This is a genomic window from Streptomyces sp. NPDC005811 (genome assembly GCF_040630405.1).
Taxonomy (GTDB): Bacteria; Actinomycetota; Actinomycetes; order Streptomycetales; family Streptomycetaceae; genus Streptomyces.
Window position 1 is genome coordinate 235,434 of sequence record NZ_JBEXXK010000008.1, and the last position, 11,650, is coordinate 247,083.

The window sequence follows — 11,650 nt, forward strand, 5'->3', positions numbered from 1 at the left end:
AGTGTGTCGTACATCGGAGCGACCGGTCTAGGCCTGCGGCGGGTGGTGCAGACCCAGGTTCTCGTAGATTTCCAGTGTCGCCGTGGAGTTGTTGAGCGTGATGAAGTGCAGTCCGGGCACTCCCTCGGCGAGGAGCCGTGCGCAGAACTCCGTGGCGAAGTCGATGCCAATGGAGCGTACAGCGGCCGGATCCTCTTTGTATGTGAGGATCCGCTCTTTCAGGACGTCCGGGAAGTGCGCGTTGCTGAGCTGGGGCAGCCTCTCCAGCATCTTCACACTGGTCACCGGCAGGACCTCCGGGATGACCGGGGTCGCGCAGCCGGCCGCCGCGACCCGGTCGCGCAGCCGCAGGTAGGACTCGGGCTGGAAGAACATCTGCGTGATGGCGTAGTCGGCGCCCGCCCGGCACTTGTCGACGAAGTGCGCGACGTCGGTGTCCCAGTCGCCGGAGCGCGGGTGCATCTCGGGGAAGGCGGCGACGCCGACGCAGAAGTCGCCCGACTCCTTGATGAGCCGGACGAGCTCGGCGGCGTAGGTGAGGCCCTGGGGATGCGGCACCCAGTCGCCCATCGGGTCGCCCGGCGGGTCGCCGCGCACCGCGAGCATGTTGCGGATCCCGGCGTCGGCGTACTGGCCGATGATGTTGCGCAGTTCGGCGATGGAGTGGTCGACGGCGGTGAGGTGCGCCACCGGGGTGAGGGTGGTGTCGACGACGATCTGCTGGGTCTCCTTGACCGTGGTCGCCCGGGTGGAGCCACCGGCGCCGTACGTCACCGAGACGAAGTCGGGGGCGACCGCCTCGACCCTGCGGAGCGCGTCCCACAGGCTCCGCTCGCCCTTGGGCGTCTTCGGCGCGTAGAACTCGAACGAGTACGTCGTCTTGCCGGTCGCCAGGATGTCACGCACGGTGCGTGCGCGGTCCGTCCTGGTGGATGCGGTTCCGAGGGCCATACGGGCAGGTTAACCAGGGGCCGACGGTCACCCAACCGGATGCCGGATATTTGCCCGAATTGTCGGCCCGTTGTCCACCCATTGGACAGACATCCGGACAGGCGTACGGACAGGCGTACGGGCAGGCGTACGGGCAGACATCGGGACAGGCATCCGGGCAGACGTCCTAGAGCTGGGGTTGGCGCAGCCGCTTCGCGAACTCCGCCGCCGCCGCGCCCGGATCGTCCGCCTCGGTGAGGGCCCGGACGACCACGACCCGGCGGGCCCCGGCCTCCAGCGCCTCGTCGAGGGTGCCGAGGTCGATGCCGCCGATCGCGAACCAGGGACGGTCGGTGCCGAGGGCGGCGGTGTGCCGGACCAGACCGAGACCGGGGGCGGGCCGGCCGGGCTTGGTGGGGGTGGGCCAGCAGGGGCCTGTGCAGAAGTAGTCCACGCCCTCCTGGACGGCGGCGGCCTCGGCCTCCGCCTCGGAGTGCGTGGAGCGGCCCACGAGGACGTCGTCGCCGAGGATCGCGCGGGCCGCGGGGACCGGCAGGTCGCCCTGGCCGAGATGGAGCACGTCGGCGCGGGCGGCGTGGGCCACATCGGCCCGGTCGTTGACCGCGAGGAGCTTGCCGTGCCGGGCGCAGGCCTCGGCGAACACCGCCAGATGCTCCAGCTCCTCGGCGGCCTCCATGCCCTTGTCGCGCAGCTGCACGATGTCGACACCGCCCGCCAGGACCGCGTCCAGGAACTCCGGCAGGTCGCCCTGGCGGGTGCGGGCGTCCGTGCACAGATAGAGGCGGGCGTCGGCCAGGCGGGCGCGAGCGGTGTCGGTCATCGGTGTCCCCCGTGGTGTCGGTACCGGCTGTCTCAGACCGGCTGTCTCAGACGGCGAGCGCCTGAGCGCGGCGCTTCACCTCCGTGCCGCGATTCTCGCTGAGGGCCTGGGCGGGGGTGCCGGGCAGGCTGTCGTCGGGCGTGAAGAGCCACTCCAGCATCTCTTCGTCCGTGAAGCCGTCGTCCCGCAGCAGCGTCAGGGTGCCGGTGAGGCCCTTGACCACCTTGTCGCCGTCGATGAAGGCGGCGGGGATGTGCAGCGCGCGGTTCTCCCCGCGGCGTACGGCGATGAGCTGGCCCTCCTTGATCAGCTGCCGGACGCGGATCACGTCGACATCGAGCATCTCCGCGATGTCGGGCACGGTCAGCCAGGCGGGGACGAGAGCATCGGTCTTTGCGTCAATCTCGGTCACGGGGTCAAGGGTAGGCGCATGTGGGAGCGGGCGGCGATGGGTGCGTGGTCGGGTGCGGGTGAGTGGGGGCTTGTCGCGCAGTTCCCCGCGCCCCTAGGTAAGTGCGGTCGCGGTCTTCAAAGGGCGGCCGGGGTCTGCCAGTGCCGTCGGGTCCATGCGGGTGGCCGATTCGATCAGGCGTCGGCCCTGGGCCAGGTCGCGGGGGCGGCCCACGGCCAGGAGGGCGGTCAGGCGGCCGTCGCGGAGCCAGCAGACGCTCCAGGCCGGGCCCGTCGGGTCGCCGCGCCAGACCAGGCGGTCGGCCGTGGCGTGGTGGCCGGCGTACTGGACGAAGCGGCCGAACTGCTCGGACCAGAAGTACGGGACCGGGTCGTAGACGGCCGGGGGCTCGTCCGTGGCCGCGCCGACGATGTTCGCGGCGACCGTGCGGGGGCCCTGGAGGGCGTTGTCCCAGTGGTGGACGAGGAGACGTTCGCCGTAGCGCGCCGAGGGGAAGGAGGCACAGTCGCCGACCGCGTACACGTCCGGGAGGGAGGTGCGCAGCCGGTCGTCGGCCAGGACCTCGTGGTGGGGGCCCAGGGCGACGCCGGAGCCGGCCAGCCAGCCGGTGGCGGGGCGGGCGCCGATGCCGACGACGACGGCGCCCGCGGGCAGCCGGGTGCCGTCGTCGAGGACGACCGCGCCGGGCTCGACGCGGGCCACGCGCGCGTGGGTGCGCAGGTCGGTGCCGCTGTCGGCGTACCAGGAGGTCATCGGGGCGGCGACCTCGGCGGGCAGGGCACCGGCGAGGGGCCGGTCGGCGGCCTCGACGACGGTGACCGCGCAGCCGGCCTCGCGCGCGGCGGTGGCGAACTCGGCGCCGATCCAGCCGGCGCCGACGACCACGATGTCGTGCGCGGCGGCGAGGACGGGCCGCAGTCGTTCGGCGTCGTCCAGGGTGCGCAGCAGATGGACGCCGGGCACGCCCTCGGCGCCCGGCAGCCGGACCGGTTCGGCGCCGGTGGCGAGGACGAGGACGTCGTACGGGACGGGGCCGGTCCCGGTGTCCACCTCGTGGTCGGCGGGGCGCAGGCCGAGCACCTCGCGGCCGAGCAGCAGGTCGATGCCGAGGCTCTCGAAGTCGACGTCGAAGGCGGAGCCCTCGGCCTTGCCGAGCAGCACGGCCTTGGACAGCGGCGGCCGGTCGTAGGGCTGGTGGGGCTCGGCGCCGATCAGCGTCACGGTGCCGTCGAAGCCCTGTTCGCGCAGCGCGACCGCGGTCTGCACCCCGGCCATGCCGGCGCCGACGACCACCACGCGCCGCCCGGCCCGCCTGTCCTCTTCCCTGCTCAGCTCGCTCACCTGATCACCATAGACACCTGACGATCTGTCAGTCAGTGGTCGTGCTCCGTGACCTGCTCCACAACGCTGGTTCCGCTGCCCTCCTGCGACTCCCAGGACCAGGTCTCCTCCAGCCGCACCCGGCCGTCCGGCAGGGCGAGGACCGTCGAGACGCAGTGTCCCGAGGAGGTCGTGCCGTCCTGCTTGAGCTGGACGTACCGGAAGTCGAGCCGGTCCCCCCTACGGGTACCCACGAGACGGCCTCTTACGACATCACCGCCCGCGTAGTCCGCCCAGATCACGCCGTCCTCCTCGTGGTACGCGAAGCGGGTGCGGGTGCCGACCTGGCCCGGGGCCTGGTCGGCGACGGGGGCGAGGACGAGACCGTCGAGCGAGCGGGGCATGGGGAGAGGGCTCCTTGCGGGCGGGAGGCTCCCTTTACAGGGGCGCGGAAGCACGGGCTAGGGTGTGGCCAACGTAGAGCACTCGCGGGAGCCCGGACGCACCGGGCTGAGAGGGAGGCTGGCCGGCCTCCGACCGTACGAACCTGATCCGGGTCATGCCGGCGAAGGGAGGGGCTGGACGCCCATGTCGCGTACACGTACATCCGACGTCCTCGTCGTGGGGGGCGGGATCATCGGGCTGGTCACGGCGTGGCGGGCCGCGCAACGCGGGTTCGCCACGACGGTGGTGGACCCCGAACCGGGCGGCGGGGCCGCGCGGGTGGCGGCCGGGATGCTGGCCGCCGTCACCGAACTGCACTACGGCGAGCAGACCCTGCTGGGGCTCAACCTGGCCTCGGCCCGCCGCTATCCGGACTTCGCGGCCGAGCTGACGGAGGCGGCCGGACTGGACCTCGGCTACCGCCGGTGCGGCACGCTCGCGGTGGCGCTGGACGCCGACGACCGCGCCCATCTGCGGGAACTGCACGCGTTGCAGGCGCAGTCGGGGCTGGAGTCGGAGTGGCTGACCGGGCGGGAGTGCCGGCGACTGGAGCCGATGCTCGCGCCCGGGGTGCGGGGCGGACTGCGGGTGGACGGCGACCACCAGATCGATCCCCGGCGGCTGGCCGACGCGCTGGTCGTGGCGTGCGAGCGGGCCGGGGTGGTCCTCCACCGCGCCTGGGCGGAGCGGCTGTCCGTGGCGGGCGGCCGGGCCGCGGGGGTCGTCACGGGAGACGGTACGGCCCTGGGGGCGGGGCAGGTGGTGCTCGCGGCGGGGAGTCTCAGCGGGCGGCTGGCGGGGGTGCCGGAGGACGTGCTGCCGCCGGTGCGGCCGGTGAAGGGGCAGGTGCTGCGGCTGACGGTGCCGACCGGGTACGCGCCGTTCCTCAGCCGTACCGTGCGGGCCGTGGTGCGCGGCAGCCAGGTGTATCTGGTGCCCCGGGAGAACGGCGAGCTGGTCGTGGGCGCCACGAGCGAGGAACTGGGCTGGGACACGGCGGTGACGGCGGGCGGCGTGTACGAACTGCTGCGCGACGCGCACGAGCTGGTGCCGGGGATCACGGAACTGCCGCTGACGGAGACGCGCGCGGGACTGCGGCCCGGCTCCCCCGACAACGCGCCGCTGCTCGGGCCGACCGCGCTGGAGGGGCTGCTGCTGGCCACCGGGCACTACCGCAACGGGGTGCTGCTGACGCCGGTGACCGGGGACGCCCTGGCGCATGCCCTGGCCACCGGGGAACTCCCCGACGAGGCCCGCCCCTTCACCCCCCGGCGTTTCGGCGCCGCCGCCCGCTCGGAGCAGCTCGTATGAACGTCCAGGTGAACATGCCGGTGAACATCTCCGTGAACGGGGAGCGGCAGGCGGTCGCTCCCGGTACGGCCCTCGACAGCGTCGTACGGTCCCTGACGGCGGCGCCCTCCGGGGTGGCGGCCGCGCTGAACGAGACGGTCGTGCCGCGCTCGGAGTGGCCGGCGACGGCGCTCCGCGAGGGCGACCGGGTGGAAGTCCTGACCGCTGTGCAGGGAGGGTGAGCGCCATGGCCGACGATCCGTTCCTCCTCGGCGGTACGTCCTTCTCGTCGCGTCTGATCATGGGTACGGGCGGTGCGCCGAGCCTGGAGGTGCTGGAGCGGGCGCTGGTGGCGTCCGGGACCGAGCTGACGACGGTGGCGATGCGGCGGGTGGACCCCGGTGTACGGGGCTCGGTGCTGTCGGTGCTCCGGCGGCTCGGCATCCGGGTGCTGCCCAACACGGCGGGGTGTTTCACGGCCGGGGAAGCGGTGCTGACGGCGCGGCTGGCGCGGGAGGCGCTCGGGACGTCGCTGGTGAAGCTGGAGGTCGTCGCCGACGAGCGGACGCTGCTGCCGGATCCGGTGGAGTTGCTGGAGGCGGCGGAGACGCTGGTGGACGACGGGTTCACGGTGCTGCCGTACACGAACGACGATCCGGTGCTGGCGCGGAAGCTGGAGGACGTGGGGTGTGCGGCGGTGATGCCGCTGGGGTCGCCGATCGGGTCGGGGCTCGGGATCCGCAACCCGCACAACTTCCAGCTGATCGTGGAGCGGGCGGGGGTGCCGGTGATTCTGGACGCGGGGGCCGGGACGGCGTCCGATGTGGCGTTGGCGATGGAGTTGGGGTGTGCGGGGGTGATGCTGGCGTCGGCGGTGACGCGGTCGCCGGATCCCGCGCGGATGGCGTCAGCCATGCGGGCCGGGGTGGAGGCGGGGCGGTGGGCGCGGCTGGCGGGGCGCATTCCCCGGCGCTACTTCGCGGAGGCGTCGTCCCCCACGGAGGGTCTGGCCGCCCTGGACCCGGAACGCCCCGCCTTCTGACCCTCCCCCTCTCCCACCCTCGCACCACCCGTTTCCAGTACGTCGAGAGGTGGACCGACCCGCAGGGGTCGTCCACCATCGGCGGCTCTCCCTCCCGGTCGGCCTTCGCGGCTCCCCCTCCCCCACCCGCCACCCCCCTGCGCCTCGCGTCACAGGTCCGCTTCAGTCGTGCTCCGAATGGGTGGGTGTGGGTGGGGTGTCGGTCGTGGCTCGTAGACTCGCTGCGTGGACACGACCCTTCAGGACCCTCTGGTCGGGCAGGTGCTCGACGGGCGGTATCGCATCGAGGCGCGGATCGCCGTGGGCGGCATGGCCACGGTCTACCGGGCCGTGGACACCCGCCTCGACCGTGTGCTCGCCCTCAAGGTGATGCATCCGGCGCTCGCGGCCGACGGGTCGTTCGTCGAGCGGTTCATCCGGGAGGCCAAGTCCGTCGCACGGCTCGCGCACCCCAATGTCGTACAGGTGTTCGACCAGGGCACGGACGGGTCGTACGTGTATCTCGCGATGGAGTACATCGCCGGCTGCACCCTGCGGGACGTGCTGCGGGAGCGGGGGGCCCTCCAGCCGAGGGCCGCGCTCGACATCCTGGAGCCGGTGCTCGCCGCGCTCGGCGCCGCGCACCGGGCCGGGTTCGTGCACCGCGACATGAAGCCCGAGAACGTGCTGATAGGGGACGACGGGCGGGTCAAGGTCGCGGACTTCGGGCTGGTGCGGTCCGTCGACACCGTCACCAGCACGACCGGCGCCGTGCTCGGGACCGTCGCCTATCTCGCGCCCGAGCAGATCGAGACGCCCGGCGCCGCCGACCCCCGGGTCGACGTGTACGCGTGCGGTGTCGTGCTCTACGAGATGCTCACCGGGGAGAAGCCGCACGACGGCGACTCCCCCGCGATCGTGCTCTACAAGCATCTCCACGAGAACGTGCCGCCGCCCTCCGCCGAGGTCCCCGGGCTGCCGTTCGCGCTGGACGACCTGGTCGCCTCGGCCACCGCCCGCACCCGGGACGTGCGGCCGCAGGACGCGGTCGCGCTGCTCGGCGAGGTGCGGGAGGCCCGCGCCGGGCTGACCGAGGAGCAGCTCGACGCCGTGCCGCCGCAGGCCGTGTCCGCCGCCCATGACAACGCCGAGGACCGGACGAGCGTGATCCCGCGCTCGCTGACCGTGCCCCGGCCGCTGCCGGTCAACGAGGAGGACGGGTTCGGGCCGGAGGGCTTCGGGCCGGACGTCAACCGGACCTCCCGGTTCCAGAGTCCGCCCCCGCTGCCTCCCCGCCGGCGCGGGACGGGGCCCCGGCGCGGACTGCTCGCCCTCGTCACCGTCGTCCTGCTGGTGATCGGCGTCGGCGCGGGCGTCTGGTACATCAACTCCGGGCAGTTCACCAAGGTGCCGGCGGTGCTGACGCAGTCACGGGCGAAGGCGGAGCAGCGACTGGAGGCCGCCGGACTCGAGGTGGGGGCGGTCAAGCACGCCTACAGCGACACCGTCGGACGCGGCACCGTGATCAGCACGGACCCGGAGCCGGGCACCCGGATCCGCAAGCACGACTCGGTCACGCTCACCGTCTCCGACGGCCCGCAGACGGTGAAGGTGCCGGATGTGACGGGGTCCCGGCTGGACAAGGCCAAGGGCCTGCTGAAGACGGACGGCCTGGAGCCGGGGCAGGTCACCGAGGCGTTCAGCGACGACGTGATCAAGGGCTTCGTGATCAGCACCTCCCCGGAGGCGGGCACCAGGCGGCGGGCGGGTTCGGCGGTCTCGATCGTGGTCAGCAAGGGCAGCGCGATCGACGTCCCGGACGTCACCGGCGAGGACCTGGACGACGCGAAGGCCGAGCTGGAGGAGGCCGGTCTGACGGTGGAGGTCTCCGCCGAGCAGGTCACCTCCGCGTTCGACAAGGGCCAGGTCGCGGCGCAGACCCCGGAGGCCGACAGCCGGGCCGCCGACGGCGACACGGTCACGCTGACCCTGTCCAAGGGCCCGGAGATGGTCGAGGTCCCGGACGTGGTCGGGGACAGCGTCGACGACGCGAGGACGGCGCTCGAAGGGGCCGGTTTCCAGGTCAAGGAGGACCGCGGGCTGCTCGGGCTGTTCGGCGACACGGTGAAGAAGCAGTCGGTGGACGGCGGCGACACCGCGCCCAAGGGGTCGACGATCACGATCACCATCCGGTGACCGGACGGCGGGCCCCGCATGACACCCTGAACGGGTGAGTCAGCCACCCCGCCCCGCAGCGCCGTTCCCGTCCCGCAACCCCGTCGGCGGCCATGTCCCCGTGGCCGGCGGACTGCACTCCGTGGGCCTGTCGTACGCCCAGGAGCTGCGGGCCGAGACGGTCCAGGTGTTCGTCGCCAACCCGCGCGGGTGGGCCACCCCGGTGGGCAACCCGGCGCAGGACGAGGCGTTCCGGGAGGCCTGCGCGGCGCGGTCGCTCCCGGCGTACGTGCACGCGCCGTACCTGATCAACTTCGGGTCGCACACCGAGGCGACGGTGGAGCGGTCGGTGGAGTCGCTGCGGCACTCGCTGCGCCGGGGGCGGGCGATCGGCGCGCTGGGGGTGGTCGTGCACACGGGGAGCGCGACGGGCGGGCGGGAGCGGTCCGTGGCGCTGAAGCAGGTGCGGGAGCACCTGTTGCCGCTGCTGGACGAGCTGACCCATGACGACGACCCGTTCCTGCTGCTGGAGTCCACCGCCGGGCAGGGCTCCTCGCTCTGCTCCCGGACCTGGGACTTCGGGCCGTACTTCGAGGCGCTGGACGCGCATCCCCGGCTCGGCGTCTGTCTGGACACCTGCCACATCTTCGCCGCGGGGCACGATCTGACCGGCCCGTCGGGGATGCACGAGACCCTGGATCTGCTGGTGGACACCGTCGGCGAGGGCCGGCTGAAGCTGATCCACGCCAATGACTCCAAGGACGTGGTCGGCGCCCACAAGGACCGGCACGAGAACATCGGCGCCGGGCACATCGGCGAGGACCCGTTCCGCGCGCTGATGACCCACCCGGCGACCGAAGGCGTACCGCTGATCATCGAGACGCCCGGCGGCAAGGAGGGGCACGCGGCGGACGTGGAGCGGCTGAAGAAACTCCGGGACGCGTGACCCGTACGTTCGGGAATACCCCAGGGGGGTATACGGTTCCTTGAGGCGAGCGAGTCAGGAACCGTCATCCGGCATTGGGGGCACCCATGGAGCACGAGACGCACACCGCGCACGTCCACCACACCACGACACCGGCCGCCACCTGGGCCATGGCCGCCCAGGCCACCCTGCACTGCCTCACCGGCTGCGCCATCGGTGAGGTGCTCGGCATGGTCGTGGGCACCGCGCTCGGCTGGGGCAATCTGTCGACCACGATCCTGGCGATCGTCCTGGCCTTCTTCTTCGGCTACTCGCTCACCCTGCGCGGGGTACTGCGGGCCGGCCTCGGCTTCCGTGCCGCGCTGCGGGTGGCGCTGGCCGCGGACACGCTGTCGATCGCGGTGATGGAGCTGATCGACAACGGTGTGATCGTGCTGTGGCCCGACGCGATGGACGCGACGCTGTCCGACGTGCTGTTCTGGGCCTCGCTGGCGATCTCGCTGGCCCTCGCCTTCGTGGTGACCGTGCCGGTCAACAAGTGGATGATCGGGCGCGGGAAGGGGCACGCGGTGGTGCACCGGTACCACCACTGAGGCTCAGAGCTCGGGGCCGTCCCCGGGTTCCTCCTGGTAGGAGTAGCGCTGCTCCTTCCAGGGGTCGCCGATGTTGTGGTAGCCGCGCTCCTCCCAGAAACCGCGGCGGTCGGCGGTCATGTACTCGACGCCGCGGACCCATTTGGGCCCCTTCCAGGCATAGAGGTGGGGCACCACGAGCCGGACGGGGAAGCCGTGCTCCGCGGTGAGGAGTTCGCCGTCCTTGTGGGTGGCGAAGATCGTGCGCTCGGCGGCGAAGTCCTCCAGGCGCAGATTGGAGCTGAAGCCGTACTCCGCCCAGACCATCACATGGGTGACGTCGACGGCGGGCGGGGCGATCTCCAGGAGGGTCCGGGCCGGGACCCCGCCCCACTCGGCGCCGAGCATGCTGAACTTGGTCACACAGTGCAGATCGGCCACGACGGTCGTGTACGGGAGGGCGGTGAACTCCTCGTGGTTCCAGCAGCGCTTCTCGCCGTCGGCGGTGCCGCCGAAGATCCGGAACTCCCAGCGCTCGGGCCGGAACTTCGGGACCGGGCCGTAGTGGGTGACCGGCCAGCCACGCTGGAGTCGCTGTCCCGGAGGAAGCTCGGACGCTGCTGCTTCTCCAGATTCGCGCTCCACCGACTGACCCATGTCTCCATCCTGACAGACCCGACACAGTGCACATGACCGGCCATGTCCCGAATCGGGCAACACCGACTAAGCATGCACTAACTTACTAAGTACGCACTTACTGGACGATCTTCCCCACCGGTGCAATCATGCGGCGGCAACCTCCCCGAATCCCCAGGTGGAAGGAGCCTCTGCGATGCAGGGCGACCCCGAGGTCATCGAGTTCCTGAACGAGCAGCTCACCGGTGAGCTCACCGCGATCAACCAGTACTTCCTCCACGCCAAGATGCAGGAGAACTTCGGCTGGACGAAGCTCGCGAAGTACACGCGGCACGAGTCCTTCGACGAGATGAAGCACGCGGAGGTGCTCACCGACCGGATCCTGTTCCTCGAGGGCCTGCCGAACTACCAGCGGCTGTTCCATGTGCGGGTGGGCCAGACCGTCAAGGAGATGTTCGAGGCCGACCGGCAGATCGAGGTCGAGGCGATCGACCGTCTCAAGCGCGGTATCAAGGTGATGCGCGAGAAGGGCGACATCACCTCGGCGAACATCTTCGAGTCGATCCTCGAGGACGAGGAGCACCACATCGACTACCTCGACACCCAGCTGGAGCTGGTGGAGAAGCTCGGTGACGCCCTGTACATCGCGCAGCTGATCGAGCAGCCGGAGAGCTAGGCGGCCTCTCCCAGGTCCTCCAGGTCCCCCAGGTCCGACAGGACGGGGCGGCCCTGGTCGGCCAGGTCGCGCCGCGGGCAGGCCCCGCGGCCGAGGATCGCCTGGATACGGCGGACGCACGAGCCGCAGTCCGTGCCGGCCTTGCAGGCGGAGGCTATCTGGCGGGGTGTGCAGGCACCGTTCTCCGCATGCTGCTGGACCTGCGCTTCGGTCACTCCGAAGCAGCTGCAGACGTACACGCGGATTCACCTCCCGCCGAGATCAATAAGGCTAACCTAACCTTACCCGGCACTCAGTGACGACAAAAGTGGAGTGGGGCGCGGATCGCATTCCGCCGCGTACGCGCTCGCGACCAGACCGCGGCCGAGACGGTCGACGGCCTGGTGGTGGTACGTGGGCACGGCGCTC

At 71.7% G+C, this 11,650-nt stretch carries 14 protein-coding genes, 1 pseudogene and 1 riboswitch; of the genes and pseudogenes, 7 read left to right on the forward strand and 8 right to left on the reverse strand.

Going from position 1 to position 11,650, the window contains the following annotated elements; translation table 11 throughout:
* Positions 1 to 27: 27 nt before the first annotated feature.
* From metF to ABZ490_RS11680, 5 genes are all read right to left on the reverse strand, one after another.
* On the reverse strand, positions 28 to 951 hold the full coding sequence (metF, locus tag ABZ490_RS11660; RefSeq protein WP_358987993.1) for a methylenetetrahydrofolate reductase [NAD(P)H]: 924 nt from the start codon (positions 949 to 951) through the stop codon (positions 28 to 30).
* 166 nt (positions 952 to 1,117) lie between these two features.
* Entirely contained in the window at positions 1,118 to 1,771 is a 654-nt protein-coding gene (gene thiE / locus ABZ490_RS11665) for a thiamine phosphate synthase (protein ID WP_358987995.1), read from the reverse strand.
* Between the two features lie 46 nt (positions 1,772 to 1,817).
* A complete protein-coding gene (locus ABZ490_RS11670) occupies positions 1,818 to 2,183 on the reverse strand; it encodes an Rv2175c family DNA-binding protein (protein ID WP_358987998.1) in 366 nt (121 codons plus the stop codon).
* Positions 2,184 to 2,276: 93 nt separating this feature from the next.
* On the reverse strand, positions 2,277 to 3,458 hold the full coding sequence (locus ABZ490_RS11675; protein WP_358988044.1) for an FAD-dependent oxidoreductase: 1,182 nt from the start codon (positions 3,456 to 3,458) through the stop codon (positions 2,277 to 2,279).
* Between the two features lie 98 nt (positions 3,459 to 3,556).
* Positions 3,557 to 3,907 (reverse strand): hypothetical protein, encoded by a 351-nt coding sequence (locus ABZ490_RS11680; protein WP_358988001.1) that lies wholly within the window; start codon positions 3,905 to 3,907, stop codon positions 3,557 to 3,559.
* A 74-nt stretch (positions 3,908 to 3,981) separates the two neighbouring features.
* Positions 3,982 to 4,094, forward strand: a riboswitch (TPP riboswitch).
* On the opposite strand from ABZ490_RS11680, the gene thiO reads away from it, so the two are divergent.
* The 6 genes from thiO (at position 4,092) to ABZ490_RS11710 (ending at position 9,951) form a co-directional block, all read left to right on the forward strand.
* The gene (gene thiO / locus ABZ490_RS11685; protein ID WP_358988004.1) at positions 4,092 to 5,258 is read left to right on the forward strand and encodes a glycine oxidase ThiO; all 1,167 of its coding nucleotides are present in this window, start codon (positions 4,092 to 4,094) and stop codon (positions 5,256 to 5,258) included. (Overlaps the previous riboswitch by 3 nt.)
* Positions 5,259 to 5,278: 20 nt before the next feature.
* Positions 5,279 to 5,479, forward strand: coding sequence for a sulfur carrier protein ThiS (gene thiS, locus ABZ490_RS11690; protein ID WP_358988046.1), 201 nt, complete (start codon positions 5,279 to 5,281; stop codon positions 5,477 to 5,479).
* Between the two features lie 5 nt (positions 5,480 to 5,484).
* A complete protein-coding gene (locus ABZ490_RS11695) occupies positions 5,485 to 6,279 on the forward strand; it encodes a thiazole synthase (protein WP_358988007.1) in 795 nt (264 codons plus the stop codon).
* 225 nt (positions 6,280 to 6,504) lie between these two features.
* Entirely contained in the window at positions 6,505 to 8,454 is a 1,950-nt protein-coding gene (pknB, locus tag ABZ490_RS11700) for a Stk1 family PASTA domain-containing Ser/Thr kinase (RefSeq protein ID WP_358988010.1), read from the forward strand.
* Between the two features lie 34 nt (positions 8,455 to 8,488).
* On the forward strand, positions 8,489 to 9,379 hold the full coding sequence (locus ABZ490_RS11705; RefSeq protein ID WP_358988013.1) for a deoxyribonuclease IV: 891 nt from the start codon (positions 8,489 to 8,491) through the stop codon (positions 9,377 to 9,379).
* Positions 9,380 to 9,465: 86 nt separating this feature from the next.
* The gene (locus ABZ490_RS11710; protein ID WP_358988016.1) at positions 9,466 to 9,951 is read left to right on the forward strand and encodes a DUF4396 domain-containing protein; all 486 of its coding nucleotides are present in this window, start codon (positions 9,466 to 9,468) and stop codon (positions 9,949 to 9,951) included.
* A gap of 3 nt (positions 9,952 to 9,954) precedes the next feature.
* Here the strand turns inward: ABZ490_RS11710 and ABZ490_RS11715 are convergent, their stop codons facing one another.
* Positions 9,955 to 10,587, reverse strand: a complete 633-nt coding sequence (locus ABZ490_RS11715) for a sulfite oxidase-like oxidoreductase (RefSeq protein ID WP_358988019.1) — start codon at positions 10,585 to 10,587, stop codon at positions 9,955 to 9,957.
* Positions 10,588 to 10,762: 175 nt separating this feature from the next.
* On the opposite strand from ABZ490_RS11715, the gene bfr reads away from it, so the two are divergent.
* Entirely contained in the window at positions 10,763 to 11,242 is a 480-nt protein-coding gene (bfr, locus tag ABZ490_RS11720) for a bacterioferritin (RefSeq protein WP_055637255.1), read from the forward strand.
* Here the strand turns inward: bfr and ABZ490_RS11725 are convergent.
* Complete coding sequence (locus tag ABZ490_RS11725) at positions 11,239 to 11,481, reverse strand: (2Fe-2S)-binding protein (RefSeq protein ID WP_358988023.1); 243 nt, start codon at positions 11,479 to 11,481, stop codon at positions 11,239 to 11,241. The two genes, bfr and ABZ490_RS11725, sit on opposite strands and share 4 nt — an antisense overlap.
* A 90-nt stretch (positions 11,482 to 11,571) precedes the next feature.
* Positions 11,572 to 11,650: pseudogene (locus tag ABZ490_RS11730) on the reverse strand (gamma-glutamyl-gamma-aminobutyrate hydrolase family protein); the annotation flags it as partial.